Here is a 25,518-nt window from a genome sequence, read left to right as displayed (position 1 = left end):
AAAAGCATCCTGTGATGTACCTATCTACAACTCCACCTTCACCCAACTCACCGGCTGATCCAGCCAGTCGGCGAATTCATCAAGAAACCCCTGCTTGAACCCTGCCTCCAGCCAGTTATTGAAGATGAACCCCAGGTTGGAGAACGCGCAGGGTTGCAGGAACAGGAAGCCATTGATGTCGTCCTCATGCCCGCACTCAGGACAAGTGAAATTGTCGGTGCGCCCCGGCATCCAGTCTTCCAGGCTTTCGAACAGCGCTTCGCCGACTTCCTTGCGGCACTCGGCGCAACCGGCCTCCTCCAGAAAACCCTTGGCCGGGGTATAGATGCAACGCTTGGTGATGATCTCCAGGCCGTTGATCGGCTCGCCGAACGGCAAGGCTTCGGGGTGCATGACCACGTCGCGCGCACCGGGAGCGATGGCGTGGGCCATGCGATTGCCGGTGCGGCCGCAAGTGGTCAATTGCTCTTCGATAATGTTCTTGCGCACCAGCCAGCGCACGATTGCCCGGGCCCGAGGCTCGTGGACCGGCAGTGTGGAGATTTTCGGGACGATAATGCTTTGCGAATTCATGGCGAGGCCTGGACGTTTCCCTGGCGGATCTTATAAAGGGCCGGCAGCTTAATCCCTGGTGGGGCCAGGTCAAGCACTCAGGTAGCGCCCGATCAAGGCAACACCGCTGGCGAGCACCAGCCAGGTGACCAGTCGCACGAACGCCTCGCGCGACAACCTCATGATCAAGCGACGGCCCACCCACAACCCCAGCGCCATGGCCGGCAACAAACACAGCGCCAGTACCAACAAGGGTAGCTCGGCATACACCCCGGCGATGATAAACAGGCTCAAGCGCACCACGGTGCTGCAACTGATCAAGGCACTTTGCGTGGCACGGGCCGGATCCTTGGGCAAACGGCTGTTCAGGTAGATGGCATATAAAAAGCCGCCACTGCCAAACAACGCGCCGAACATCCCGCCCACCGTGCCCATCGGCAACGCCCACAATGAAGATAACTGCTTGGGCCTGGTTTTTATCAACAGGCTGTAGATCGCATAGGCGCTAATAAACAGCCCCATCAACAGCAGCAAAAAATCTGACTTGAGGTTGAGCAGGAAAATCACACCCAAGGTGCAGCCCACAGCCATGCAGGGCAGCAACCGCAGCAGCTCCGGCCGGGACACGTCCCGCCGCGACGGCAATAAGTTGCCAAAGGCGGCGACAAAATCCAGCAAGACCAATAGCGGGACAATCTTCGACAGCGGCATGAACAACAGCAGGATCGGCGCGGCCACCAGGGCGGTGCCGAACCCGGCGATGCCGAACACAATGTAGGCCAGGACAATGGCCGAGGCGATTACCAGCCATTCCATCGGGGCAAATGCCCACTGGCCCAACCATGGGAGAAGATTCATCCGGCACTTCCTTGATGAGGAGAGCGGGGACTTTAGCCAGATGTGTCGGGGCATATCCAGTATTTGTGGTGACTGGGCTACTGCTATCGCGAGCAAGCTCCCACACTGGATCTTCGGTGCGACATGGATCCCCTGTGGGAGCGAGCTTGCTCGCGATGCAGACAACCCGGTCTAATTGTCTGCACACCATTGGCGAATCCCCTTATCATGCCGCCCATGATTAAAGATCCCTTTGCCCGACTGGGCCTGGACCGCGAGGTCCTGACTGTCAGCCAACTCAACGGCCGTGCACGGGTGTTGCTGGAAGACGTGTTCAGCAACATCTGGGTCGAGGGCGAGATCTCCAACCTCGCCCGCCCGGCTTCCGGCCACGTGTATTTCACCCTCAAGGACAGCGGCGCCCAGGTGCGCTGCGCGCTGTTCCGGCAGAACGCCGCACGGGTGCGCCAGGCCTTGAAGGATGGGTTGGCGGTGAAGGTGCGCGGCAAGGTCTCGCTGTTCGAGGGCCGTGGCGACTATCAACTGATCCTCGACACCGTGGAACCGGCCGGCGATGGTGCCCTGCGCCTGGCCTTCGATGCCCTGAAGGAAAAGCTCAGCGCCGAAGGGCTGTTCAGCGCCGAACGCAAAGTGCCGCTGCCGGCCCATCCGCAACGCATCGGCATCATCAGTTCGCCCACCGGCGCGGTGATTCGCGACATCATCAGCGTCTTCCGCCGCCGCGCGCCGCAGATTTCCCTGACCTTGATTCCCACCGCAGTGCAAGGCCGAGAAGCCACCGGGCAAATTGTTCGCGCCCTGAAACTGGCCGATGCCCGCGGCTTCGACGCGCTGATCCTGGCCCGGGGCGGCGGTTCGCTGGAAGATTTGTGGTGCTTCAACGAAGAAGCCGTGGCCCGGGCGGTGGATGCCTGCGTCACGCCGATCGTCAGCGCCGTCGGCCATGAGACCGACGTATCCATCAGCGATTTCGTCGCCGATGTGCGCGCCCCGACCCCGTCCGCCGCCGCCGAACTGCTGGCACCGGATGCCGGCGACCTGGTCCGCCGGGTTGAAAGTCTGCACCGCCGGTTGGTGATGCGCATGCGTGACCGGCTGATGCGCGACCAACTGCGCCTCGAAGGTCTCACGCGGCGCCTGCGTCATCCCGGCGAACGGCTGCGCCAACAGGCCCAGCGCCTCGACGATCTGGACATGCGCATGCGCCGGGCCTTCGAGCGCAGCCTCAACACCCGCCGCGAAAGGCTGATCCGCCTGGAAACCCGTCTGGCCGGACAGCATCCGGGCCGGCAATTGGCCATGTTGCGTCATCGCCTCGACAGCCTTGCCGAACGCTTGCCCCGGGCGATGCGCGAAGGGCTCAAAACGCGACGCGTGCAGTTGCAAAACCAGATGCAGACGCTGCACATCGTCAGCCCGCTGGCGACTCTTGGTCGTGGCTACAGCATCCTGCTCGACGAGCGCGGCCATGCCATCCGCAACGCCGGGCAAACCCAGATGGGCCAGCGCCTGACCGCCAAGCTCGGCGAAGGCGAACTGCTGGTGCGGGTCGAAGACAACCACCTGACGCCAGTCACCCTTTCTTTATTGGATTGATTCATGCCGCGATTCCTCGCTCCGCTGCTGTTGCTGTGCCTGACCTTCAACGCCCACGCCGACAGCTACATCACCCGCCTGTTGAACAAACCGGTGCCCGGCGGTGTGGCCGTGGTGGACCTGGGCAGCGCGGCCCAGGCGCCAAAAGCCACCTACCAGGGCAAACCGGTGCTGGTGGTCAAGGAGCAGCAGAACTGGCTGGCAATTGTCGGCATTCCGTTGACGGTACAACCCGGCACGCAGCAGATCAGCAGCGGCGGCAGCGCTCAGCCCTTCGTGGTCGGTTACAAGAAGTATCCCGAGCAGCACATCACGCTGAAGAACAAGCGTCAGGTCAACCCTAACCCGGCGGACCTCAAGCGCATCGACGCCGAGCTGGCGGTGCAGTTGAAGGCCTACCGCAGCTTCAGCCCGAACATCCCCAGCAATCTGTTGCTGGATAAACCGGTCAACGGCCCGCTGTCGAGCAAGTTCGGTGTGCGCCGTTTCTTCAACGGCGAGGAACGCAACCCCCACGCAGGCCTGGACTTCGCCGTGCCCGCCGGCACACCGATCAAGACCCCGGCCGCCGGCAAGGTGATCCTCACCGGCAACTATTTCTTCAACGGCAACACGGTATTCGTCGACCATGGCCAGGGCTTCATCAGCATGTTCTGCCACATGTCGGAAATAGATGTGAAGGTCGGCCAGCAGTTAACCCGTGGCACAGTGGTCGGCAAGGTCGGCGCCACCGGCCGGGCGACCGGGCCGCATATGCACTGGAACATCAGCCTGAACGATGCTCGTGTGGATCCGGCGATTTTTATCGGGGCGTTTCAGCCCTGAGCATTTCGGTCAGGCTACTGGCCTCTTCGCGAGCAGGCTCGCTCCCACATTGGGATCTGCGCAGACCACAACATTGCAACCACAAAGATCCCTTGTGGGAGCGAGCCTGCTCGCGAAGACGTAGGCCCTGGCACCACCATCCTTGGAATTGCCGAGCCCTAAATATCAGCGCAATCCTTTGAGCCTATTCTGACCGCTTACGCGATTAAATCTCGCAAACCCATCCAAAAACAGAACTTCTCCCAATTTTTTCTGACTGCTTGCAACCCCCCGTCCACGCGGTTAGGGTTGAGGGCATGAAAACCTCTCACACCCTCATTCAGCTTCGTCAGCACCGCAGCCTGTGCCTCGTCAGCGCACGACTGCCGGGCTGAATCGCGGCAACTCGTCCCGGCTGACAAGCCACCCCATTCGAACCACCGGCAGGCCGCCTTTTTTCCGGCCACGACAATAAGGATTTCCTCATGAGCATGCTCAAAGACCCGTCTTCGAAATACCGCGCCTTCCCGACCATCAACCTGCCGGATCGCACCTGGCCGTCGAAGACCATCACTGCCGCGCCGATCTGGTGCAGTTCCGACCTGCGTGATGGCAACCAGTCGCTGATCGAGCCCATGGACGCGGCCAAGAAGCTGCGCTTCTGGAAAACCTTGGTGGCGGTGGGCGTGAAAGAAATCGAAGCGTCGTTCCCGGCCGCTTCCCAGACTGACTTCGACTTCGTGCGCACCCTCATCGAAGAAGGCCACATCCCGGACGACACCACCATCCAGGTGCTGACCCAGGCCCGCGAAGACCTCATCGCCCGTACCTTCGAATCCCTGCGTGGCGCGAAGAAAGCCATCGTCCACCTCTACAACGCCACCTGTCCGTCGTTCCGCCGCATCGTGTTCAACCAGGACAAGGAAGGCGTGAAGGAAATTGCAGTGAACGCGGCCAAGCTGTTCGTCAAATACGCCGCCCAGCAGCCGGAAACCCAGTGGCAGTTCGAATATTCCCCAGAAACCTTCAGCGCCACCGAGCTGGAGTTCGCCAAGGAAGTCTGCGACGCCGTGATCGAAGTGTGGAACCCGACCCCGGAGCGCAAGGTGATCCTTAACCTGCCCGCCACCGTGGAAGTCGCCACGCCGAACATCTACGCCGACCAGATCGAGTGGTTCCACCGCAACATCAGCCGTCGTGACAGCGTGCTCATCAGCCTGCACACCCACAACGACCGTGGCACCGGCGTGGCCGCTACCGAGCTGGGCCTGATGGCCGGCGCCGACCGTGTCGAAGGCTGCCTGTTCGGCAACGGCGAGCGCACCGGCAACGTCGACCTGGTGACCGTCGCGCTGAACCTCTACACCCAGGGTATCGACCCTGAGCTGGATTTCTCCGACATCGACGGCGTGCGCAAAGTGGTCGAAGAGTGCAACCAGATCGCGGTGCACCCGCGTCATCCTTATGTGGGCGACCTGGTCCACACTGCATTTTCCGGCTCGCACCAGGACGCGATCCGCAAGGGCTTCGCCCAGCAGAAACCCGACACCCTGTGGGAAGTGCCGTACCTGCCAATCGACCCGGCTGACATCGGCCGCAGCTACGAGGCGGTGATCCGCGTGAACAGCCAGTCGGGCAAGGGCGGCATCGCCTACCTGCTGGAGCAGGAATACGGCATCAGCCTGCCGCGTCGCATGCAGATCGAATTCAGCCAAGTGGTGCAGCGCGAAACCGATCGCCTGGGCCTGGAAATGACTGCCCAGCAGATCCATGCCCTGTTGCAGCGTGAATACCTGCAAGCCAACACCCCGTATGCGCTGGTCAGCCATCGCCTGCAGGAAGAAAACGGCAACAGCGCCGTGGAAGTGGAAGTTGCCAGCAAAGGCCAGGGCGAAACCAACCTGCACTGGCGTGGCAAAGGCAACGGTGCGCTGGAAGCGCTGGTGGCCGGCCTGCCGATTCCGGTGGAAATCATGGACTACAACGAACACGCCATCGGCGCCGGCACCAACGCCAAGGCGGCGGCTTACATCGAGCTGCGGGTCAACGGTGAGCGTGCGGTGCATGGCGTGGGCATCGATGAAAACATCACCACCGCCAGCTTCAAGGCGCTGTTCAGCGCACTGAACCGCTCGCTGAGCCAGCCGGAAGCCAAGGCGGCCTGACCAAGGCTGAAATGCAAAAAGGCCCTGGGGTGTGAACCTCAGGGCCTTTTTGTTTGGCTGATGATTTGAATTGGCTGCTCTGGCCTGTTCGCGAGTCAGCCAATAAAAATCTCAGGCATGGGTATCGATCGAAATCGTCATCGCCTGCAACAGCGCAGCCTGCAGGGTCTGCAAGGTTGCCTGGGTCGCCATGATCTGGGTCTGGATCGCCATGGCTTGCTGGGACTTCTGCGCCTGGTCGGCCTGGCTTTTCTGGACGCGGGCCAGTTGGGCTTGCTGGTCGGCCAGCAATTTTTCGGTTCGTTCGATCTGCTTCTTCAACTGTTCGATGACATCGCTGCTGCCGCTGCTGCCGCCGGCACCTGCGATGTTCGCGCCGCTGGTGTCGACTTTCAGTGGTTTGTCTTTGTCTTCGGCGGTTTCGGTCGGTGTCACTGGACTGACCGCCCTGTCTTCCTCAGCCCCGCGGATGGTGACTGTGGGAGCAGACAATGGATAAGGGTTTACGGTCGTTGCGCTGATGCTGGTCATAGGGATTCCTCCTTGGCTGAACGGTTATCGGCGCGCAACACCGTTCCTTGAGGCTGAATCGTTTCAATAGATGAATTCGAAACGATCGGCATCCAGGTTCGCTGGAAAGCGTTTGCGATACTCAGCCAGGTCCGCGGCACTCAGGCAAACCGTGAACACACCGTCGGCTTCGCCGGCGCCGAGCAAGGTCTCGCCCTGGAAGTCCAGCACCTGGCTGTCGCCGGTGTAGGCGAAGCCCTTGCCGTCGGTGCCGATCCGATTCACCGCCGCCACATAGCACAGGTTTTCGATGGCCCGTGCCGGCAGCAAACGGTTCCAATGCTGACGCCGAGCGCCCGGCCAGTTGGCGGTGTACAGCAACAGGTCGGTGTCCTCGGCGTCGCGGCTCCACGCCGGAAAGCGCAGGTCATAGCAGATCAACGGGCGAATCCGCCAACCCTTGAGCTCGAACAGTACCTGCTGATCACCCGGCGTGTAGTGGTTGTGCTCGCCGGCCATGCGGAACAGATGGCGTTTGTCGTAATGCAGCACCTCGCCGTCGGGCCGTGCCCACAGCAAGCGATTACGATGGCTGCCATCGCCGGCCTGGACGATCACGCTGCCGGTGATCACTGCATCCAGTTTCGCCGCCTGGTCCTTGAGCCATTGGCGCGTCGGACCATTCTCGGGCTCCGCCAACGTCTCGGACTCCATGGAAAAGCCCGTGGTGAACATTTCCGGCAGGATGATCAGGTCCGCCCCCCGCGCCTGTTCAAGCAGCGCGTCGAAATGCTCAAGGTTGGCTCGACGGTCATGCCAGGCCAGGGTTGTCTGGATCAAGGCAACGTTCAGGTTGGGCAAGGTGCTCAAATCACGCATAGTTTTTGCGCCGCTTCACGCAGCGTCTCCTCGCGCTTGGCAAAGCACAGGCGCACCAGGCGCTGGCCTTGCGGTGGGTTCTGGTAGAAGACCGAGATCGGAATGGTCGCCACGCCATGTTCGCGAGTCATCCACACCGCCATGTCGACGTCGTTGAGGTCCGGGCGGATCTGCGAGTAATCCACCAGCTGGAAATAGGTGCCGGTGACGCGCTTGAAGCTGAACCGCGACGGTGCCAGCAGATCGCAGAACAGATCGCGCTTGGCCTGGTAGAAGTCCGGCAGTTCGTCGACGTGCTCCGGATGCGCGGCCATGTAGTCGGCCAACGCATACTGCAACGGTGTGACGCCGCAAAAACTGACGTACTGATGCACCTTGCGCAACTCCGCCGTCAGGGCCGGTGGCGCGACGACATAACCGGTCTTCCAGCCGGTGACGTGGTAGGTCTTGCCAAACGAACTGACCACGAAGGCACGGCGATACAGCTCTTCATGGGCAAGCACGCTGACATGAGCCACGCCGTCGAACACCAGGTGCTCATACACCTCGTCGCTGATCAGATAGATGTCACGGTCGCGGATCAACGCCGCCAATTGGTCCAGCTCGGCGCGGCTGATCAACGCACCGCTGGGGTTGTGCGGCGTGTTGAGGATGATCATGCGCGTGCGCGGGCTCAGGGCTTCGCCGAGCTTTTCAAAGTCGATGGCGAAATCGCCCAGGCTCAATGGCACATGCACGCAACGCCCGCCGGCCAGTTGCACGGACGGCTCGTAGCTATCGTAGGCGGGGCCGAAGACGATGACTTCATCGCCGCTGTTAACCACCGCCGCGATGGCGCAGAAAATCGCCTGGGTCGCGCCAGGGGTCACGGTGACTTCCTGATCGGCATCGACGGTAGCGCCATAGCTGCGGGCAACTTTGGCCGCAATCTGCTGGCGCAGCGCCGGCAGGCCGGTCATGGGGGAATATTGGTTGTGGCCTTGGGCGATGTGCCGGCCGACAGCATCGCGCAGGGCTTGCGGGCCGTCGAAATCGGGAAACCCCTGGGACAGGTTCAGCGCGCCGGTCTGTGCGGCGAGTTGGGACATCTGGGTGAAAATCGTGATGCCGACGTTCGGCAACTTGCTGGTGATCATCGAGGGTTCCCTGGGTCTGCACCCGGCTCTGGTGCGGCGCGGGAGAGGTCGAGGATAGCCCAATCGCCGGGCATGAAAAAGGGTGCCCGTGGGCACCCTCTTCAATTGTCGCCGAACCACCGTGGCGAGGGAGCTTGCTCCCGCTGGGGTGCGAAGCAGCCCCTGTGTTTCATCTGATGCACTGCGGTGGCAGGTACATCTTTGGGGCTGCTGCGCAGCCCAGCGGGAGCAAGCTCCCTCGCCACAGAGCGGTCCTGAGCAAACCTGATTCAGCGCTTGTCGCGGCGCTTCTTGTCGGCCTTCTTGTGGTGCGACATCAAGCGGCGCTTCTTGTTGACCTGGCGGTCGGTGAGCGTGTTCTTGTTGCCTTCGTACGGGTTCTCACCGCCCTTGAACTCGATGCGGATAGGCGTGCCGACCAGCTTCAGGACCCGGCGATAGGTGTTCTCCAAGTAACGAACGTACGACTTGGGCACCTTTTCGATCTGGTTACCGTGGATCACGATAATCGGCGGGTTGGCACCGCCCAAGTGGGCGTAGCGCAGCTTGATCCGACGGTTGTTGACCATCGGTGGCGCGTGCTCGCCGACCGCATCTTCGAGGATCTGGGTCAGGCGGTTGGTCGGCCAGCGGGTAACCGCCGACTTGAACGAGTTCTGCACCGAAGCGTAGAGGTTGCCCACGCCCGTGCCGTGCAGGGCCGAGATGAAGTGGATGTCGGCGAAGTCGACGAAGAACAACCGACGCTGGAGTTCGACTTTCACAAAGTCGCGCTCGCTCGGCGTCATGCCGTCCCACTTGTTGATCGCGATGACCAGCGCACGACCGGCTTCGAGGGCAAAGCCCAGCAGGTTCAAGTCGTGATCCACCACGCCTTCGCGGGCGTCCATCACGAAGATCACCACGTTGGCGTCCTTGATCGCCTGCAGCGTCTTGACCACGGAGAACTTCTCGACTTCCTCGTGGATCTTGCCGCGCTTGCGCACACCGGCGGTGTCGATCAGCGTGTATTTCTCTTCGTTACGCTCGAAGGGAATATAGATGCTGTCGCGGGTGGTGCCGGGCTGGTCGTACACAATGACCCGGTCTTCGCCGAGCATGCGGTTGACCAGGGTCGACTTGCCCACGTTCGGGCGGCCGATGATTGCGATCTTGATCCCGTCTTTTTCGCTCGGGCCCGGAATGCGCTTGGCTTCCTCCCCTTCGGCAACGACTTCTTCCTCGCCTTCTTCCGGCTCGTCTTCATCGTCCTTGGGGAAACTCTCAAGGGCGATTTCCAGCATCTGGGTGATGCCACGGCCGTGAGCGCCGGCGATCGGGATCGCCTGGCCCATGCCCAACGGTGCAAACTCGGCGCGGGCCATGTCCGGGTCGATGTTGTCGACCTTGTTGGCGACCACGTAAGAACGCTTGTTACGCTTGCGCAAATGCTCGGCGATCATCTGGTCGGCGGCGGTAAAACCGGCCTTGGCGTCTACCAGGAACAGCACCACATCCGCTTCTTCGATGGCGAGCAGCGACTGCTCGGCCATTTTTTCATCCATGCCGTGTTCATCACCGGAGATGCCGCCGGTGTCGACCAGAATATAGGTACGCCCTTGCCACTTGGCCTCACCGTATTGGCGATCACGGGTCAGACCGGACAAGTCGCCGACGATGGCGTCGCGAGTCCTGGTCAGGCGGTTGAACAAGGTGGACTTGCCGACGTTCGGTCGGCCCACCAGGGCGATTACGGGAACCATGCGGCTCTCCACTTCGTTATTTCCAGAAAATACAAAAGCCGCTGCGAGGCAGCGGCTGGTGCTCGGGGCAGCCTGTGCAAGCACTGCAAGCCTCGCGAACAAGGCCGCTTGGGGGATAAGCCCCAAGCATAGTCTTACTTGATGGTCAGGGCTTCCAGTTTGCCGCTGTTGCCATACACATAGATCATGCTGCCCACCACCAGCGGACGGGCACGCAGGCCGTCGCTGTCGATGCGCTCACGGCCGACGAAACGACCGTCCACCTGGCTGAGCAGGTGCAGGTAACCTTCCAGGTCACCCACTGCAACGTAGCTGGAGAAAACTTCCGGGGCCGACAGTTGACGACGGGCCAGGGAATCGTTGCTCCACAATGCGGTGGTGGAACGCTCGTCGACGCCTTCGACGGTGCCCGAGGACAGGCTTACGTAGACGCTGCCAAAGCCTTGGGCGACACCGGCGTAGCTGGACGCATCGCGCTGCCACAACGGACGACCGGTTTCCAGGTCGAGCGCCGCGACGCGGCCCTGGTAGCTGGCGACGTACAGCGTACCGCCGGACAGCAGCAAGCCACCGTCAATGTCGACCACGCGTTCCAGTTCCGAACGGCCTTGAGGGATCGCTACACGCTGCTCCCAGACCGGCACGCCATTGGAAATGTCCAGGGCCACGACTTTACCGGTCGACAGGCCAGCCACCGCGAGGCGGTTGGTGACGATCGGTGCGCTGGTGCCGCGCAGGGTCAGGACCGCCGGGGTACTGTCATACAACCAGCGCTGGTCGCCGGTGGCGGCGTCCAGGCCGATCAGACGGTCGTCCTGGGTCTGGACCACGACCACATCACCGTTGGTGGCAGGCGGCGCGAGGACTTCACTGGTCACGCGGGCGCGCCATTTCTCTTCGCCGCTGCTCGCGTCAAGGGCGACGATCTCGCCCTTGAGCGTGCCGATCATGACCAGCCCGTAACCCACGCCAACGGCGCCGGACACAGGCAGCTCGAGATCTTTTTCCCACTTCACGTCGCCGTTCGTGCGATCCATGGCCATGACGACGCCAGTAACGTCGCCGGCATAGATGGTGTCGCCGTCGATGGCCGGCACCAGCATATTGTAGGTTTCACCCTGGCCGTCACCGATGGAGCGGCTCCATTGCTTCTGCAGCACGACTTCTTCTTTGAAGTCGGTCAGTTCGGCCGGAGGCAGTTCTTTCTTGCTGTTGCTGCTGCAACCCGCGGCCAGAATGGCCAGGGTCAGCAATGCTGCATGTTTCCAACGGATCACGTCACGCATCCCCTTTGGCCAGGTCGTCCAGCTTGATTTGCAGGCCACCGACCGCGGCTTCATCCGACAGCGCAGCCTTGGCTTTTTGGTAGGCCGCATGGGCCTCATCGGCACGACCCAGCTGTACCAGCAGGTCGCCCTTGAGTTCTTCGCGAGTCGCCAGGAACGCCTTGTCGGCGTCGCCGTCGAGCAGCTTCAATGCATCTTCAGCCTTGTTCTGTGCCGCCAGCACCTGTGCCAGGCGCTGACGCGCCACTTCGCCCAGGGTCGGGTTGGCCGGCTTGTCGACGATCGCTTTCAGCTCGGTGGCCGCATCGTCCAGCTTGCCACTGTCCACCGCGACCTTGGCCACGAAGAGGCTGCCGTACTGGGCATAGGCGGTGCCGCCGAACTCTTTGTTGAGCTTGCCGGCCAGGTCCGCCACGCGGGCCGCGTCAGGCTTGCCGTCCGGGGTCAGGGTGGTTTCCAGCAATTGCTGGTAGAGCATCGAGGCGCCTTGCGACTGGTTGCTCTGGTATTTCTGGTAGGCCTGCCAGCCGAACACGATGACCAGCGCCAACAGGCCGCCAGTGACCAGCGGCTTGCCATTGCGCGTCCACCAGTCCTTCAAATCCGCCAGCTGTTCATCTTCGGTACTCGACACCCCAATACTCCTTAATCGCTAAATCGGCTGTTTGACAGCTTCAACCCTGCACGACGCAGGTGGCCAGGTGCGCGGCAAGCGCATCCCAGGCAATGCTTTGTTGTTCGCCCTGGCCACGCAGGGGTTTGAAACCTACCACTTGTTGGGCCAGTTCGTCGTCGCCGAGGATCAATGCGTACAGCGCACCGCTCTTGTCGGCCTTCTTGAATTGGCTCTTGAAGCTGCCGGCGCCGGCATTGATCTGCAAGCGCAGGTTGGGTAGCTGGTCACGGATCCGCTCGCTCAACGACAAGGCGGCCAGTTCGGCGGCCTCGCCAAAGGCGCACAGGTATACGTCGACCTGGCGGGAAAGCTCTTCAGGCACTTTATCCAGAGCTTCAAGCATCAGTACCAAACGTTCGATGCCCATGGCAAAGCCCACGCCCGGGGTCGGCTTGCCGCCCATCTGCTCCACCAGCCCGTCGTAGCGACCACCGGCACACACGGTGCCCTGGGCGCCGAGCTTGTCGGTGACCCACTCGAAGACGGTCTTGCTGTAGTAATCCAGGCCCCGGACCAACTTGGGGTTGATCACATAAGGAATGCCAACGGCGTCCAGGCGTGCCTTCAACCCTTCGAAATGCGCCCGGGACTCGTCGTCGAGGTAGTCGGCCATTTTCGGCGCGTCCACCAGGATCGCTTGGGTTTCCGGGTTCTTGGTGTCCAGCACGCGCAGCGGGTTGGTCTTGAGGCGGCGCTGGCTGTCTTCGTCGAGCTTGTCGATGTGCGCGGACAGAAACTCCACCAGCGCTTCGCGATAGCGGCCACGGGACTCGCTGGTGCCCAGACTGTTGAGCTCAAGCTTGACTGCGTCGCGCAGCCCCAGCTCGCCCCACAGGCGCCAGGTCATGACGATCAATTCGGCGTCGATGTCCGGCCCTTCGAGGTTGAACACCTCAAGACCGATCTGGTGGAACTGGCGGTACCGGCCTTTCTGCGGACGCTCGTGGCGGAACATCGGGCCGACGTACCAGAGTTTCTGCACCTGGCCGCCGCCGGTAATGCCATGCTCGAGCACTGCACGCACGCATGCCGCCGTGCCTTCGGGGCGCAAGGTCAGGGAATCGCCGTTGCGGTCGTCGAAGGTGTACATCTCTTTTTCGACGATGTCGGTCACTTCACCGATGGAGCGCTTGAACAGCTCGGTGAACTCGACGATCGGCATGCGGATCTGCCGATAACCGTAGTTATCCAGCAAACGCGCCACGGTGCCCTCGAAATAGCGCCACAGGGGCGTCTGCTCGGGCAGGATGTCGTTCATGCCACGAATGGCTTGCAGAGACTTGCTCACATGTATTCCTTAATCTTGCGACTTAACCGCGCGCGATGACCGCTGCGTCGGCTTCGACCTTTTCGGCCGCTTTCTGGCGGATCAGCTTTTCCAGCTCATCCACCAGATTGTCATTCGTCAGTTTCTGCGACGGCTTGCCATCGATGTAAATCAGGTTCGGTGTGCCGCCAGTGAGGCCGATATGGGCCTCCTTGGCTTCGCCAGGCCCGTTGACCACGCAGCCGATCACCGCGACATCCAGCGGCACCAGCAAATCTTCAAGGCGCCCTTCCAGCTCGTTCATGGTCTTGACCACATCGAAGTTCTGCCGCGAGCAGCTCGGGCAGGCGATGAAGTTGATGCCGCGCGAACGCAGGTGCAGGGACTTGAGGATGTCGTAGCCGACTTTCACTTCCTCGACCGGGTCAGCCGCCAGCGAGATGCGGATGGTATCGCCAATCCCTTCGGCGAGCAGCATACCGAGGCCGACGGCGGATTTCACCGTACCCGAACGCAACCCACCGGCTTCGGTGATGCCCAGGTGCAGCGGCTGGACGATTTCCTTGGCCAGCAGGCGGTAGGCTTCGACGGCCATGAACACATCGGACGCCTTTACGCTGACCTTGAAGTCCTGGAAATTCAGGCGTTCGAGGTGCTCCACATGGCGCAGGGCCGACTCCACCAGCGCGGCTGGGGTCGGTTCGCCGTATTTTTTCTGCAGGTCTTTTTCCAGGGAGCCAGCGTTGACGCCGATGCGGATCGGAATGCCGCGATCACGGGCGGCATCCACCACGGCCCGCACACGGTCTTCGCGACCGATGTTGCCGGGGTTGATGCGCAGGCAATCGACGCCCAATTCGGCCACGCGCAGGGCGATGCGGTAGTCGAAGTGGATATCGGCCACCAAGGGAACCTTGACCAGTTGCTTGATCTTGCCGAATGCCTCGGCGGCGTCCATATCCGGCACGGACACGCGCACGATGTCGACGCCGGCGGCTTCCAGGCGGTTGATCTGCGCGACCGTGGCGGCCACGTCATTGGTGTCGCTGTTGGTCATGCTCTGCACAGCGATTGGCGCATCGCCGCCCACGGGCACGTTACCGACCCAGATTTTCCGGGACTCGCGACGCTTGATTGGAGATTCGCCGTGCATGACTTATTGACCCAATTTCAGGCGAGCGGTCTCGCCACTGGTGAACGGAGCCACATCGACCGGCTGGCCGTTGTAGCTGACCTGCGCGCCACGGGCATAACCCAGGCGTACGGCAAACGGTGGCTTGCCGTTGACTGAGGTGCTGTCGCCCTTGCGCTTGAGGCCACTGAACAACACCTTGCCGTTGCCGTCGGTGATCTGCGTCCAGCAATCGGCGGTGAACTGGATCTGTACCTGGCCGTCGCCCGGTGCGGGGGCCGGAGCGGTTGGAGCAACCGGCGCCGCTGGCACCGTTGGAGCCGCCATGGTCGGCGCGGGCGTGACAGGGGCCGGTGCTGCCGGGGCTGCTGGCGCCACCGGAGCGCTGCCAGCCTGGGCCGGCGCGGTCGGTGCGGGCGCAGTGGCTGGAGCCGTTGGAGCGGCTGATTCGGTACCCGCGGCAGCACCGGTCTCGCCATTGTCAGGGCCTTGCGGCAGGGCCAGGGCGGTTTCGCCTTCGGCCTGGCCTTCGACGACGGCCTGGTCTTCCGGTTCGTCCAGCGGATGGATCTGGGTCGTGCCGTCGGCGCCTTCGACTTCGACGTGCTCGGGGTTCATGGCAACCGGCTCCTTGCCACGCAAGGAAGCCTGGTCCTGCCACCAGACAAAACCACCACCAATCACCGCAATCAGCAGCAACAGACTGACGATTCGCAAAATGGTGTGGGAAACGCGAACCGGCTCCTCGATACGACCCAGGCTGTGCACGCTGCTGCCCTGGGCATCGGAACCGGTGTATTGATCGAATTGCTGGACCAGCGTGGTCTGGTCCATGCCAAGCAGTTTGGCATAGGCGCGGATATAGCCCCGGGCAAAGGTATGCCCTGGCAATTTGTCGAACGCGCCTGCTTCCAGGTTGCTCAGGGAAGTCACGGTGAGATTGAGCTTGAGGGCCACTTCGGCCAGCGACCAACCATTGCTTTCGCGGGCTTGACGCAGGGTCTCACCGGGATTTACGCGAGTCGCTGCTACAACTTCGGGATGCGCCGCTTTCATCATTGCTCCGACAGGTATTGCTGATATTCCGGCGTACCGGGATAAAGTCTTTTGAGTTGCAGGCCGTAGCTTGCGGCCTTGTCGCGATCTTCAAACACATGTGCCAGCCGAACGCCGAGCAATAGACTACGTGCATTTTGCTCGCTGAGCAGGCTAAAACGCTCGTAATAGTCGCGCGCGGGCACATAATGCCTGTCTTCGTAGGACAACTCAGCCATTTCCAGCAACGCACGGGGTTGTTGGCGGTTGAGCCGCAGCGCTTTTTCCAACTGCTGGCGGGCCAGATCGCGCTGGCCGAGTTTCGCGGCGGTCATGCCGAGGTTCTCGAAGACCCGTGAGCGCTCGGGGTAAAGGGTATCGGCGGCCGCTTGCTCGAAGCGTTCGTAGGCGTCCTTGTAGCGGGCCTGTTCGTAGAGAAAACTGCCGTAATTGTTCAGGATCCGGGCATCTTGCGGCTGGGCCGACAGCGCCTTGCGAAAATGCTCGTCAGCCAGTTCCGGCTCCAGCTCCGCCTGGAACACCAACGCCAGCGCCGCGTTGGCATCGGCGTCGGAGCTGTCCAGTTCCAGGGCTTTCTTGAGGGGCACCTTGGCCCGCTCGGTCATGCCCTGCTGCAAGTAGCCAATGCCCAACTGCACATAGGCTTCGCGCGCCTCGTCGCGCCCTTTGCTGGTCTTCATCGGGTTGTAGTCACCCGACAGGACACAACCGGAGCAGAGTCCGGCCAACAGCAACAGCAGCGCGAAGCGCAGGGACATAGAGTTCCTCTCTTAGTGACTGTTCGCAGCGTTCTGCGCGACTTCGTCGGCGGCGTTCAATTCGCGCACGGCGATGTAGCGTTCGCTGCGACGGGTGCGATCCAGCACCTGTCCAACCAATTGGCCACACGCGGCGTCAATGTCTTCGCCGCGGGTGGTGCGCACGGTGACGTTGAAGCCAGCGTGGTGGAGCTGATCCTGGAAGCGACGAATCGCGTTGTTGCTCGGACGCTCATAACCGGAATGCGGGAACGGGTTGAAGGGGATCAGGTTGATCTTGCACGGAATGTTCTTGAGCAGCTCGATCATCTCGACCGCGTGTTCAACCTTGTCGTTCACGTCCTTGAGCAGGGTGTACTCGATGGTCAGCACGCGTTTTTCGCCCAGGGACGACATGTAGCGCTGGCACGACTCGAGCAGCATCTTAAGCGGATATTTCTTGTTGATCGGCACCAATTGGTTACGCAATGCGTCATTGGGTGCGTGCAGCGACAACGCCAGGGAGACGTCGATGTGCTTGGCCAGCTCATCGATCATCGGCACCACGCCGGAGGTGGACAGGGTCACGCGGCGCTTGGAAATGCCGTAGCCCAGGTCATCCATCATCAGGTGCATGGCGGAGACGACGTTGTCGAAGTTCAGCAGCGGCTCTCCCATGCCCATCATCACCACGTTGGTGATGGCACGGTCGACGGTTGCCGGGACGCTGCCAAAGGATTTGTTGGCAATCCACACCTGGCCGATCACTTCGGCGGCGGTGAGGTTGCTGTTGAAGCCTTGCTTGCCGGTGGAGCAGAAACTGCAATCCAGGGCACAGCCTGCCTGGGACGAAACGCACAAGGTGCCGCGCTTGCCCTGGGGAATGTAGACGGTCTCGACGCAGCTGCCGGAAGCCACGCGCACTACCCATTTACGGGTGCCGTCGCTGGAGATGTCCTGGCTGACCACTTCGGGACCGCGAATCTCGGCAACAGCCTTGAGCTTTTCGCGCAGGGCCTTGCCGACATTCGTCATGGCGTCGAAATCGTCGACGCCAAAGTGGTGAATCCATTTCATCACCTGGCCGGCACGGAAACGCTTCTCCCCGATCGAGTCGAAGAATTTCTCCATTTCCGGCTGGGTCAGGCCCAACAGGTTGGTTTTGCCGTTCGATGTAGTCATGGATTCACCTTCACTCAAAAGCCTGGGCTTAGCGAGTGGTTACTTCAGTAGCGGAGAAAAAGTAAGCGATTTCGCGAGCAGCGGCAGCTTCGGAGTCCGAACCGTGGACGGCGTTGGCGTCGATGGATTCAGCGAAGTCAGCACGGATGGTGCCGGCAGCAGCTTCTTTAGGGTTGGTAGCGCCCATCAGCTCACGGTTGCGAGCGATGGCGTTTTCGCCTTCCAGCACCTGAACGACAACCGGACCGGAAGTCATGAAAGCAACCAGCTCACCGAAGAAACCGCGCTCGCTGTGCTCAGCGTAGAAGCCTTCGGCTTCGGCTTTGGACAGTTGCTTCATTTTCGAAGCTACAACGCGCAGGCCAGCGTCTTCGAAGCGGGTAACGATCTTGCCGATCACGTTTTTAGCAACGGCGTCAGGCTTGATGATGGAGAAAGTACGTTGAACAGCCATGGTGTAACTCCAGAAACGGTAATTTACGAAAAATTAAACCCGCGAATTATACGCGGGTTCTTAGGTATTGCCTAACCTGCGAAGCGATCAGTCCAATTCGGCGGCCCAGAGCTCCTGAACCGCTTCCAACACCTTCTCGCCGACTCGGCCAGAGGTGGCATCGAAGCCAGGCAGCTCCAGGATCATCTGCTGCAGACGGACGAAACCTACAGAGTACGGATCGAGGCCCTCATGGGCTTCAGCCAATTCTTCCGCGATGCGCTGTACATCATTCCAACCATAGCTCATGACAGTGTCACCATCAGTGCGGCGCTTCGGCCGCATGGTTAAGCGAATATTTCGGGATTTCGACGGTCAGGTCTTCGGTACCGACGATAACCTGGCAACCCAGGCGCGATTGCGCTTCCAGTCCCCAGGCCCGATCAAGGAAGTCTTCCTCCAGTTCATCCGCCTCTTCCAGCGAGTCGAAGCCTTCGCGAATGATGCAATGGCAGGTCGTGCAAGCACAGACGCCGCCACAGGCACTTTCCATCTCGATATGGTGCTCATGGGCCAGCTCGAGAATGGAGATTCCGGGCTCAGCCTCTACGACCATGCCCTCCGGACAGAACTTCTCGTGGGGCAGAAAAATCACCTGCGGCATCAGTTATTCCTCGATTTCATTCAGGTTGCGCCCCGCCAGGGCGGCTTTCACCGTCGAGTCCAGGCGGCGGGCAGCAAAGGCATCGGTGACTTGCGACAGACGCTTGGTCTGCTGTTCGATGGCATAACCATCGGTGCCCTTGAGCAATTCGGACAATTCCTGCACTTGCAGCTCGATGACCATGCGTTCCTCGGCGTCGAGCAAACGGTCGCCATCCGCTTCAAGGGCGGCTTGCACGGCTTCGATCAGACGCTGGCCGTCGACTTGCTGTTCACGCAACACACGTGCGACCTTGTCGTCGCTGGCGTGCTGGAACGAGTCCTTGAGCATCTTGGCAATTTCACCGTCGGTCAGGCCATAGGACGGCTTGACCTGGATGCTCGCCTCCACGCCCGAACCCAACTCGCGGGCGGAGACGTTGAGCAGACCGTCGGCGTCGACCTGGAAGGTCACGCGGATCTTCGCTGCACCGGCAACCATGGCCGGGATGCCGCGCAATTCGAAGCGGGCCAGGGAACGGCAGTCGCTGATCAGCTCACGCTCGCCTTGCAGCACGTGGATCATCATGGCCGACTGGCCGTCTTTATAAGTGGTGAAGTCCTGGGCGCGGGCAACCGGGATGGTGGTGTTGCGCGGAATTACCTTCTCCATCAGGCCACCCATGGTTTCCAGCCCCAGGGACAGCGGGATTACGTCGAGCAACAGCAGCTCGCCACCGTCGCGCTTGTTGCCGGCCAGGGTGTCGGCCTGGATCGCGGCGCCGATGGCGACTACCTGGTCCGGGTCGATTTCGGTCAGCGGCTGGCGGCCGAAGGCCTCGGCAACGGCTTCACGAACCCGCGGCACTCGGGTCGAACCACCGACCATGACCACCGCTTTCACATCCTCAAGCTCCACGCCGGAATCACGCACGGCACGGCGGCAGGCCTTGAGGCTGCGGGCAACCATGGGTTCGATCAGTGCGTTAAAGGCTTCGCGGGTAAGGGCGGCGCTCCAGTCGCCATAAGCGACTTCAACGGAGGCAGCGTCGGTCAAGGCTTCCTTGGCCGCGCAGGCGGTTTGCAGCAGATGGCGCTGGGCACCCGGGTCGAGGTCAGCGGAGAGGCCGGCCTGCTCGATGATCCAGCCAGCGATCGCGTGGTCGAAATCGTCCCCGCCCAGGGCGCTGTCGCCACCGGTAGCGAGGACTTCGAAGACACCGCCGGTCAGGCGCAGGATCGAAATATCGAAAGTACCGCCACCCAGGTCGTAGATCGCGACCAGGCCTTCGGCGTGCTGGTCAAGGCCGTAGGCAACGGCAGCGGCGGTCGGCTCATTGAGCAGGCGCAACACGTTGAGGCCGGCGAGCTTGGCGGCGTCCTTGGTGGCTTGGCGCTGAGCGTCGTCGAAATACGCCGGGACGGTAATCACTGCGCCCACCAGCTCGCCACCCAACGCCGCTTCGGCGCGCTGACGCAGGACTTTGAGGATGTCGGCGGACACTTCTACCGGGCTTTTCGGCCCCTGCACGGTCTCGATGAACGGCATGTGGGACTCGCCGCCAACGAAGCGGTACGGCAGCTGCTCGCCCAATTGCTTGACGTCGGACAGACCACGACCCATCAAGCGCTTGACCGACACAATGGTATTCAGGGGATCGCTGGCGGCGGCCAGCCTGGCCGAATCGCCTACTTCGACGCGATCGGCGTGGTAGCGCACGGCGGACGGCAGGATGACCCGCCCCTGCTCGTCGGCCAGCGGTTCGGAAAGACCGCTGCGCAAGGCAGCGACCAGGGAATTGGTGGTACCCAAGTCGATCCCGACAGCCAGGCGACGCTGGTGCGGTTGTGGACTTTGGCCGGGTTCGGCGATCTGCAGTAGGGCCATCGTAATCAGGACTTATCTGTAATCAGGCGTGCGACCGGAGCGGCACTGGGTTAATCGTCGAGGCGCTCTTCTAACTGGCGCACTTCGTGGGTGAGCTTGTCGAGGAACTGCATGCGCCGCATCAGGCGCTCGGCCTGTTCGCGTTGCGCGGCATCGTTCCAGCAGGCTGCGAAGTCTTCGTTCAGTTCTTGCTGGGCGTCTTTCAAGCGACGCTTGAATACCGCGACACCAGCCAGATCCGCGCTGTCCTGCAGGTCTTCGAGCTCTTCGCGCCATTGCATCTGCTGCAAAAGAAACTCGGGATCATGGACCGTGACCTCCAGCGGCAACTCATGGCCGCTGATGGCCAGCAGGTAGCGCGCGCGCTTGGCCGGGTTCTTGAGCGTCTGGTAAGCCTCGTTGAGGTTCGCCGACTGCTCGAGCGCCCGCCGCTGCTCCGCCTCGGAGGCATCGGCAAAGCGGTCGGGATGAACACCACGGGCCAGTTCCAGGTAACGCGCGGACAACTGATCGAGGTCCAGCTGGAAAGCAGGCTGCAACTGGAACAACGCAAAATGACAAGGAGTACCCACGAGCAGCCTCAGATGTTGAAGCTTTCGCCGCAGCCACACTCACCGCGCACGTTGGGGTTGTTGAACTTGAAGCCTTCGTTCAACCCTTCCTTGACGAAATCCAGCTCGGTGCCGTCCAGGTACGTCAGGCTCTTCGGGTCAATGATCACTTTCTGACCATGACTTTCGAATACCTGGTCCTCTTCGCCCACTTCGTCGACGAATTCCAGCACGTAGGCGAGGCCAGAGCAGCCCGTGGTGCGAACACCCAGGCGGATACCCTCGCCTTTGCCGCGCCCTGCAAGAGAACGCTGCACATGCTTAGCTGCTGCTTCTGTCATCTGGATAGCCATGGAAACTCCTTACCGTAACGCGGATCAGATCAAGCCTTTTTTCTGCTTGTAGTCGCGAACGGCGGCCTTGATGGCGTCTTCAGCGAGTACCGAGCAGTGGATCTTCACTGGCGGCAGGGCCAGTTCTTCGGCCAGCTGGGTGTTCTTGATGGTTTCGGCTTCGTCGAGGGTCTTGCCCTTCATCCACTCAGTAGCCAGGGAGCTGGACGCGATGGCCGAGCCGCAGCCATAGGTCTTGAACTTGGCATCTTCGATGATGCCTTGCTCGTTGACCTTGATCTGCAGGCGCATCACGTCGCCGCACGCCGGAGCACCGACCATGCCGGTGCCGACGTCAGGATCCTGCGCGTCCATCTTGCCGACGTTGCGCGGGTTCTCGTAGTGGTCGATGACCTTTTCGCTATATGCCATTTGCTTCAATCCTCATCAGTGGAGCCGCTCTGGTGGCGACTTCTCAGTGCGCTGCCCATTCGATTTTCGAAATGTCGACGCCGTCTTTGTACATGTCCCACAGCGGCGACAGTGCGCGCAGCTTGGTCACTGCCTCGCAGACTTTCTGCGCGGCATAATCGATTTCTTCTTCGGTGGTGAAGCGGCCGAAGGTGAAGCGGATGGAGCTGTGGGCCAGTTCGTCGTTGCGGCCCAGGGCGCGCAGTACGTACGAAGGCTCCAGCGACGCCGAGGTGCACGCCGAACCGGACGACACGGCCAGATCCTTGAGCGCCATGATCAGCGACTCACCTTCAACGTAGTTGAAGCTCAGGTTCAGGTTGTGCGGGACGCGGGCGGTCATGCTGCCATTGACGTACAGCTCTTCGAGGTGCTCGACCTGCTTGAAGAAACGGTCGCTCAAGGCCTTGATGCGCACGTTTTCGGCAGCCATGTCTTCCTTGGCAACTCGGAACGCTTCGCCCATGCCGACGATCTGGTGGGTCGCCAGGGTACCGGAACGCATGCCGCGCTCGTGACCACCGCCGTGCATGGTCGCTTCGAGGCGAACACGCGGCTTGCGGCTGACGTACAGGGCGCCGATGCCTTTAGGACCGTAGGTCTTGTGGGCCGAGAACGACATCAGGTCGACTTTCAGCTTCGACAGGTCGATGTCGACCTTGCCAGTGGATTGCGCCGCGTCGACGTGGAACAGGACGCCCTTGGAACGGGTCAGCTCGCCGATGGCGGCGATGTCGTTGACGGTGCCGATTTCGTTGTTCACGTGCATGATCGAAACCAGGATGGTGTCGTCGCGCAGGGCGGCTTCGACCATGGCCGGGGTGATCAGGCCGTCTTCACCGGGCTCGATGTAGGTGACTTCGAAGCCTTCACGCTCCAGTTGACGCGTGGTGTCCAGGACAGCCTTGTGCTCGATCTTGGAGGTGATCAAGTGCTTGCCCTTGGTGTGGTAGAAATGCGCGACACCCTTGATTGCCAGGTTGTCGGATTCGGTGGCACCGGAGGTCCAGACGATCTCGCGCGGGTCGGCGTTGACCAGGTCGGCGACCTGGCGACGAGCGTTTTCGACCGATTCTTCGGCTTTCCAGCCAAACACGTGGGAGCGCGAAGCCGGGTTACCGAAGTTTCCGTCGACCAGCAGGCATTCACTCATCTTTTGCGCGACACGCGGATCAACCGGGGTGGTCGCAGAGTAATCAAGGTAAATCGGCAATTTCATGGACTCTCTCCTAAATCAGGCTGGCTGGCGTTCCGCTTGCTCTGCGGCGGTCATTCGACGGCGGACGCTTCGATCTTGTCCAGGTGCGGCGCCTTGCCATTGCAACGGCGCTGGTCCTGACGCTGGGCGACTTCTTGCACCTCACGGCGAGTTACAAGGTCGGCCAAGCTGATACCGCTCAGAAACTCGTGGATCTGCAGGCTCAAGTCACACCACAGATGGTGGGTCAGGCATGTATCGCCGCCATGGCAATCGCCCAGCCCCTGGCATTTGGTCGCATCGACCGATTCGTTCACGGCATCGATCACCTGGGCGACCTGGATGCCTTGCATCTCGCGTGACAGCTGGTAGCCGCCACCGGGACCACGAACGCTGGAAACCAGGTTGCTGCGGCGCAGCTTGGCGAACAGCTGTTCGAGGTAAGACAGGGAGATGCCCTGGCGCTCGGAGATATCGGCCAGGGACACCGGCCCGTGCTGCGCATGCAATGCCAGATCCAGCATTGCGGTCACGGCGTATCGGCCTTTTGTAGTCAGTCGCATGGACAATTACCACGGAGTTCGGAATGGGGGCGAGTATGCAATTCCCGAGTATTTAAGTCAAGTATAAGACCTAGTGCTTTACTCGGGATTACCCGCAAAAGAGCGCGCGCATGATAGCAAAGGTAGGCGGCTAACGACCAGCTATACCGCGTTACCGTTCTCCGCGAACAGGCTCGCCCCCACAGGAGATCACCGCTGTAGGCGTGGGAGCGAGCCTGCTCGCGATGAGGCCAGCAGGGTTTCAGCCAGCCTGGGTCTCATCCTTGTCCTTCACACACGCGAAGTCTTCTTCGCGCAGCTCAGGCAGGTCCTTGGCACAATAATTACTGCCCAGGTCCTTGAGGGCTCCGCACATCCCCTCCAGGCGTCCATCGACGGCCTGCAAATGGTCCAGCAGCTGGTTGATGGCGCGGGCGACCGGGTCGGGCATGTCTTCGCCGACACCGTAGGCGTCGAAGCCGATCTTTTCGGCCATGGCTTTGCGCCGTGCGTCCTGCTCTTCATCCGATTTGACGATGATCCGCCCCGGAATACCCACCACGGTCGCGCCAGGCGGCACGGCCTTGGTAACCACGGCGTTGGAACCGACCTTCGCCCCCGCCCCTACCGTGAACGGCCCGAGCACCTTGGCGCCGGCACCGACGACGACGCCGTCCTCCAGCGTTGGGTGGCGCTTGCCTTTGTTCCAGCTAGTGCCGCCGAGGGTCACACCCTGGTACAGCGTCACGTCGTCGCCGATCTCGGCGGTCTCGCCAATGACGATGCCCATGCCATGATCGATGAAGAACCGGCGACCGACCTTGGCGCCCGGATGGATCTCGATCCCGGTCAGCCAGCGGCCGAAGTTCGAGACCAGCCGCGCCAGCCATTTCCAGCCCATGTTCCACAAGGCGCCGGACAGGCGATGGATCCAGATGGCGTGCATCCCCGGGTAGCAGGTCAACACTTCAAAGGCATTGCGCGCCGCCGGGTCACGATGAAAGACGCTCTGGATATCTTCACGCAAACGTTCGAACATTTTATTCCTTCCGCTTAATCAGCTCGCCACGGGCCGCTTTCTGGGTTTCCGTGAGGATGCCGCGCAATATATTCATTTCCGCCCGGCTCACCGAGCTTCGTCCGTACAACCGACGCAGGCGCGCCATCAAGTGTCGAGGCTTGTCCGGGTCAAGGAATTCGATGGCCACCAGGGTTTGTTCCAGGTGCTCATAGAATCGCTCCAGTTCGTCCATGGTCGCCAGTGTCTCACTGCGCGGCGACGTCGCCTCGAATTTTTCCACCTTGCTGGGCTGGCCTTCGGCTTGCAGCCAGGCCATGCGCACTTCATAGCTCAACACCTGCACCGCCGCCCCAAGGTTCAGCGAGCTGAATCCAGGGTCGGAAGGGATATGCACGTGATAATGACATCGCTGCAGTTCTTCGTTGGTGAGGCCGGAATCTTCTCGGCCGAACACCAAAGCGATCTGCACGCCCTGCCCCGCCTCCTCGACCACTTTGGTGCCGCATTCGCGGGGATCGAGCAGCGGCCACGGGATACGGCGATCGCGGGCGCTGGTGCCGAGCACCAGGTTGCAACCCACCAGGGCGTCTTCCAACGTGGCGACGACCTCGGCGTTGGCCAGGATGTCGTTGGCGCCGGATGCCCGGGCATCGGCTTCGTGATGGGGAAACGAACGGGGCTCGACCAGCACCAGCCGCGACAGGCCCATGTTCTTCATGGCCCGCGCAGCTCCGCCGATATTTCCCGGATGGCTGGTGTTGACCAGGACGACACGAATGTTCTGCAACAAGGGAGGCGCTCTCGAACACATAAAAGGGAGCAAATCTTACCTAAGCACCTACCGTTAAGCTATGAAAGCGAA

At 61.4% G+C, this 25,518-nt stretch carries 27 protein-coding genes; 3 read left to right on the top strand and 24 right to left on the bottom strand.

Annotation, left to right across the window (positions count from 1 at the left end; all coding sequences use genetic code 11):
- Positions 1-24: 24 nt before the first annotated feature.
- Both M1D68_RS05060 and M1D68_RS05055 read right to left on the bottom strand, forming a co-directional pair.
- Complete coding sequence (locus M1D68_RS05060) at positions 25-573, bottom strand: sugar ABC transporter ATPase (RefSeq protein ID WP_420764165.1); 549 nt, start codon at positions 571-573, stop codon at positions 25-27.
- A gap of 69 nt (positions 574-642) precedes the next feature.
- Positions 643-1,410, bottom strand: a complete 768-nt coding sequence (locus M1D68_RS05055; protein ID WP_457969499.1) for a sulfite exporter TauE/SafE family protein — start codon at positions 1,408-1,410, stop codon at positions 643-645.
- A 216-nt stretch (positions 1,411-1,626) separates the two neighbouring features.
- Between M1D68_RS05055 and xseA the strand changes: the two genes are divergently transcribed.
- The 3 genes from xseA to leuA all read left to right on the top strand — a co-directional run bounded on the left by xseA (position 1,627) and on the right by leuA (position 5,975).
- Positions 1,627-3,006 (top strand): exodeoxyribonuclease VII large subunit, encoded by a 1,380-nt coding sequence (xseA, locus tag M1D68_RS05050; protein WP_420764163.1) that lies wholly within the window; start codon positions 1,627-1,629, stop codon positions 3,004-3,006.
- A gap of 3 nt (positions 3,007-3,009) precedes the next feature.
- The gene (locus M1D68_RS05045; RefSeq protein ID WP_457969497.1) at positions 3,010-3,831 is read left to right on the top strand and encodes a peptidoglycan DD-metalloendopeptidase family protein; all 822 of its coding nucleotides are present in this window, start codon (positions 3,010-3,012) and stop codon (positions 3,829-3,831) included.
- Positions 3,832-4,295: 464 nt separating this feature from the next.
- The gene (gene leuA / locus M1D68_RS05040; RefSeq protein WP_420764161.1) at positions 4,296-5,975 is read left to right on the top strand and encodes a 2-isopropylmalate synthase; all 1,680 of its coding nucleotides are present in this window, start codon (positions 4,296-4,298) and stop codon (positions 5,973-5,975) included.
- Between the two features lie 111 nt (positions 5,976-6,086).
- On the opposite strand, the gene M1D68_RS05035 is transcribed toward leuA, so the two are convergent.
- The 22 genes from M1D68_RS05035 to trmJ form a co-directional block, all read right to left on the bottom strand.
- Positions 6,087-6,506, bottom strand: a complete 420-nt coding sequence (locus M1D68_RS05035; protein WP_420764160.1) for a hypothetical protein — start codon at positions 6,504-6,506, stop codon at positions 6,087-6,089.
- Between the two features lie 63 nt (positions 6,507-6,569).
- Entirely contained in the window at positions 6,570-7,364 is a 795-nt protein-coding gene (locus M1D68_RS05030; RefSeq protein WP_420764159.1) for an amidohydrolase, read from the bottom strand.
- Positions 7,352-8,500 (bottom strand): pyridoxal phosphate-dependent aminotransferase, encoded by a 1,149-nt coding sequence (locus tag M1D68_RS05025; protein WP_457969496.1) that lies wholly within the window; start codon positions 8,498-8,500, stop codon positions 7,352-7,354. Before M1D68_RS05025 ends, M1D68_RS05030 begins: the two co-directional genes overlap by 13 nt.
- A gap of 269 nt (positions 8,501-8,769) precedes the next feature.
- Positions 8,770-10,242 carry a ribosome biogenesis GTPase Der gene (gene der / locus M1D68_RS05020; RefSeq protein ID WP_045155133.1) on the bottom strand — a complete coding sequence of 491 codons (1,473 nt, stop codon included), beginning with the start codon at positions 10,240-10,242 and terminating at the stop codon, positions 8,770-8,772.
- Between the two features lie 134 nt (positions 10,243-10,376).
- Positions 10,377-11,528, bottom strand: coding sequence for an outer membrane protein assembly factor BamB (bamB, locus tag M1D68_RS05015; RefSeq protein WP_420764157.1), 1,152 nt, complete (start codon positions 11,526-11,528; stop codon positions 10,377-10,379).
- A complete protein-coding gene (locus tag M1D68_RS05010; protein ID WP_039592112.1) occupies positions 11,521-12,162 on the bottom strand; it encodes a tetratricopeptide repeat protein in 642 nt (213 codons plus the stop codon). Before M1D68_RS05010 ends, bamB begins: the two co-directional genes overlap by 8 nt.
- 40 nt (positions 12,163-12,202) lie before the next feature.
- Complete coding sequence (hisS, locus tag M1D68_RS05005; RefSeq protein WP_434562435.1) at positions 12,203-13,492, bottom strand: histidine--tRNA ligase; 1,290 nt, start codon at positions 13,490-13,492, stop codon at positions 12,203-12,205.
- Positions 13,493-13,514: 22 nt separating this feature from the next.
- On the bottom strand, positions 13,515-14,624 hold the full coding sequence (gene ispG, locus M1D68_RS05000) for a flavodoxin-dependent (E)-4-hydroxy-3-methylbut-2-enyl-diphosphate synthase (protein ID WP_325717643.1): 1,110 nt from the start codon (positions 14,622-14,624) through the stop codon (positions 13,515-13,517).
- Positions 14,625-14,627: 3 nt separating this feature from the next.
- Entirely contained in the window at positions 14,628-15,659 is a 1,032-nt protein-coding gene (locus M1D68_RS04995) for a RodZ domain-containing protein (protein WP_457969493.1), read from the bottom strand.
- Positions 15,659-16,417, bottom strand: coding sequence for a type IV pilus biogenesis/stability protein PilW (gene pilW / locus M1D68_RS04990; RefSeq protein WP_434609712.1), 759 nt, complete (start codon positions 16,415-16,417; stop codon positions 15,659-15,661). The genes M1D68_RS04995 and pilW overlap by 1 nt, the downstream gene beginning before the upstream one ends.
- A 12-nt stretch (positions 16,418-16,429) precedes the next feature.
- The gene (gene rlmN, locus M1D68_RS04985) at positions 16,430-17,578 is read right to left on the bottom strand and encodes a 23S rRNA (adenine(2503)-C(2))-methyltransferase RlmN (protein WP_420764153.1); all 1,149 of its coding nucleotides are present in this window, start codon (positions 17,576-17,578) and stop codon (positions 16,430-16,432) included.
- A 28-nt stretch (positions 17,579-17,606) separates the two neighbouring features.
- Positions 17,607-18,032: a nucleoside-diphosphate kinase gene (gene ndk, locus M1D68_RS04980; RefSeq protein ID WP_042727994.1), complete on the bottom strand. Its 426-nt coding sequence runs from the start codon at positions 18,030-18,032 to the stop codon at positions 17,607-17,609.
- Positions 18,033-18,119: 87 nt separating this feature from the next.
- Positions 18,120-18,320 carry a Fe-S cluster assembly protein IscX gene (gene iscX / locus M1D68_RS04975; RefSeq protein ID WP_305498989.1) on the bottom strand — a complete coding sequence of 67 codons (201 nt, stop codon included), beginning with the start codon at positions 18,318-18,320 and terminating at the stop codon, positions 18,120-18,122.
- A gap of 13 nt (positions 18,321-18,333) precedes the next feature.
- Positions 18,334-18,675 carry an ISC system 2Fe-2S type ferredoxin gene (gene fdx / locus M1D68_RS04970; RefSeq protein ID WP_420764152.1) on the bottom strand — a complete coding sequence of 114 codons (342 nt, stop codon included), beginning with the start codon at positions 18,673-18,675 and terminating at the stop codon, positions 18,334-18,336.
- Positions 18,676-18,678: 3 nt separating this feature from the next.
- Positions 18,679-20,541, bottom strand: a complete 1,863-nt coding sequence (gene hscA / locus M1D68_RS04965) for a Fe-S protein assembly chaperone HscA (RefSeq protein WP_434562429.1) — start codon at positions 20,539-20,541, stop codon at positions 18,679-18,681.
- A 50-nt stretch (positions 20,542-20,591) separates the two neighbouring features.
- Positions 20,592-21,113 (bottom strand): co-chaperone HscB, encoded by a 522-nt coding sequence (gene hscB, locus M1D68_RS04960; RefSeq protein ID WP_420764150.1) that lies wholly within the window; start codon positions 21,111-21,113, stop codon positions 20,592-20,594.
- Between the two features lie 8 nt (positions 21,114-21,121).
- Positions 21,122-21,445 (bottom strand): iron-sulfur cluster assembly protein IscA, encoded by a 324-nt coding sequence (gene iscA, locus M1D68_RS04955; protein ID WP_420764149.1) that lies wholly within the window; start codon positions 21,443-21,445, stop codon positions 21,122-21,124.
- Positions 21,446-21,469: 24 nt separating this feature from the next.
- Positions 21,470-21,856 carry a Fe-S cluster assembly scaffold IscU gene (gene iscU / locus M1D68_RS04950; protein ID WP_003185157.1) on the bottom strand — a complete coding sequence of 129 codons (387 nt, stop codon included), beginning with the start codon at positions 21,854-21,856 and terminating at the stop codon, positions 21,470-21,472.
- Positions 21,857-21,899: 43 nt separating this feature from the next.
- Positions 21,900-23,114, bottom strand: a complete 1,215-nt coding sequence (locus M1D68_RS04945; protein WP_030139598.1) for an IscS subfamily cysteine desulfurase — start codon at positions 23,112-23,114, stop codon at positions 21,900-21,902.
- A gap of 50 nt (positions 23,115-23,164) precedes the next feature.
- On the bottom strand, positions 23,165-23,656 hold the full coding sequence (iscR, locus tag M1D68_RS04940) for a Fe-S cluster assembly transcriptional regulator IscR (protein ID WP_030139599.1): 492 nt from the start codon (positions 23,654-23,656) through the stop codon (positions 23,165-23,167).
- Between the two features lie 241 nt (positions 23,657-23,897).
- On the bottom strand, positions 23,898-24,674 hold the full coding sequence (gene cysE / locus M1D68_RS04935) for a serine O-acetyltransferase (protein WP_434562427.1): 777 nt from the start codon (positions 24,672-24,674) through the stop codon (positions 23,898-23,900).
- A gap of 1 nt (position 24,675) precedes the next feature.
- A complete protein-coding gene (gene trmJ / locus M1D68_RS04930; protein ID WP_420764147.1) occupies positions 24,676-25,446 on the bottom strand; it encodes a tRNA (cytosine(32)/uridine(32)-2'-O)-methyltransferase TrmJ in 771 nt (256 codons plus the stop codon).
- Between the last annotated feature and the right edge of the window lie 72 nt (positions 25,447-25,518).

Source organism: Pseudomonas sp. R4-84 (genome assembly GCF_054130985.1).
This window is presented reverse-complemented; position numbering and strand designations above follow the sequence as displayed.

What these genes read in the sequence shown, in the direction of transcription:
- M1D68_RS05060 (WP_420764165.1), bottom strand. Translation starts at nt 573, where the DNA reads ATGAATTCGCAAAGCATTATCGTCCCGAAAATCTCCACACTGCCGGTC.
- M1D68_RS05055 (WP_457969499.1), bottom strand. Translation starts at nt 1,410, where the DNA reads ATGAATCTTCTCCCATGGTTGGGCCAGTGGGCATTTGCCCCGATGGAA.
- xseA (WP_420764163.1), top strand. Translation starts at nt 1,627, where the DNA reads ATGATTAAAGATCCCTTTGCCCGACTGGGCCTGGACCGCGAGGTCCTG.
- M1D68_RS05045 (WP_457969497.1), top strand. Translation starts at nt 3,010, where the DNA reads ATGCCGCGATTCCTCGCTCCGCTGCTGTTGCTGTGCCTGACCTTCAAC.
- leuA (WP_420764161.1), top strand. Translation starts at nt 4,296, where the DNA reads ATGAGCATGCTCAAAGACCCGTCTTCGAAATACCGCGCCTTCCCGACC.
- M1D68_RS05035 (WP_420764160.1), bottom strand. Translation starts at nt 6,506, where the DNA reads ATGACCAGCATCAGCGCAACGACCGTAAACCCTTATCCATTGTCTGCT.
- M1D68_RS05030 (WP_420764159.1), bottom strand. Translation starts at nt 7,364, where the DNA reads ATGCGTGATTTGAGCACCTTGCCCAACCTGAACGTTGCCTTGATCCAG.
- M1D68_RS05025 (WP_457969496.1), bottom strand. Translation starts at nt 8,500, where the DNA reads ATGATCACCAGCAAGTTGCCGAACGTCGGCATCACGATTTTCACCCAG.
- der (WP_045155133.1), bottom strand. Translation starts at nt 10,242, where the DNA reads ATGGTTCCCGTAATCGCCCTGGTGGGCCGACCGAACGTCGGCAAGTCC.
- bamB (WP_420764157.1), bottom strand. Translation starts at nt 11,528, where the DNA reads ATGCGTGACGTGATCCGTTGGAAACATGCAGCATTGCTGACCCTGGCC.
- ispG (WP_325717643.1), bottom strand. Translation starts at nt 14,624, where the DNA reads ATGCACGGCGAATCTCCAATCAAGCGTCGCGAGTCCCGGAAAATCTGG.
- M1D68_RS04995 (WP_457969493.1), bottom strand. Translation starts at nt 15,659, where the DNA reads ATGAAAGCGGCGCATCCCGAAGTTGTAGCAGCGACTCGCGTAAATCCC.
- pilW (WP_434609712.1), bottom strand. Translation starts at nt 16,417, where the DNA reads ATGTCCCTGCGCTTCGCGCTGCTGTTGCTGTTGGCCGGACTCTGCTCC.
- rlmN (WP_420764153.1), bottom strand. Translation starts at nt 17,578, where the DNA reads ATGACTACATCGAACGGCAAAACCAACCTGTTGGGCCTGACCCAGCCG.
- ndk (WP_042727994.1), bottom strand. Translation starts at nt 18,032, where the DNA reads ATGGCTGTTCAACGTACTTTCTCCATCATCAAGCCTGACGCCGTTGCT.
- iscX (WP_305498989.1), bottom strand. Translation starts at nt 18,320, where the DNA reads ATGAGCTATGGTTGGAATGATGTACAGCGCATCGCGGAAGAATTGGCT.
- fdx (WP_420764152.1), bottom strand. Translation starts at nt 18,675, where the DNA reads ATGCCGCAGGTGATTTTTCTGCCCCACGAGAAGTTCTGTCCGGAGGGC.
- hscA (WP_434562429.1), bottom strand. Translation starts at nt 20,541, where the DNA reads ATGGCCCTACTGCAGATCGCCGAACCCGGCCAAAGTCCACAACCGCAC.
- iscA (WP_420764149.1), bottom strand. Translation starts at nt 21,445, where the DNA reads ATGGCTATCCAGATGACAGAAGCAGCAGCTAAGCATGTGCAGCGTTCT.
- iscU (WP_003185157.1), bottom strand. Translation starts at nt 21,856, where the DNA reads ATGGCATATAGCGAAAAGGTCATCGACCACTACGAGAACCCGCGCAAC.
- M1D68_RS04945 (WP_030139598.1), bottom strand. Translation starts at nt 23,114, where the DNA reads ATGAAATTGCCGATTTACCTTGATTACTCTGCGACCACCCCGGTTGAT.
- iscR (WP_030139599.1), bottom strand. Translation starts at nt 23,656, where the DNA reads ATGCGACTGACTACAAAAGGCCGATACGCCGTGACCGCAATGCTGGAT.
- cysE (WP_434562427.1), bottom strand. Translation starts at nt 24,674, where the DNA reads ATGTTCGAACGTTTGCGTGAAGATATCCAGAGCGTCTTTCATCGTGAC.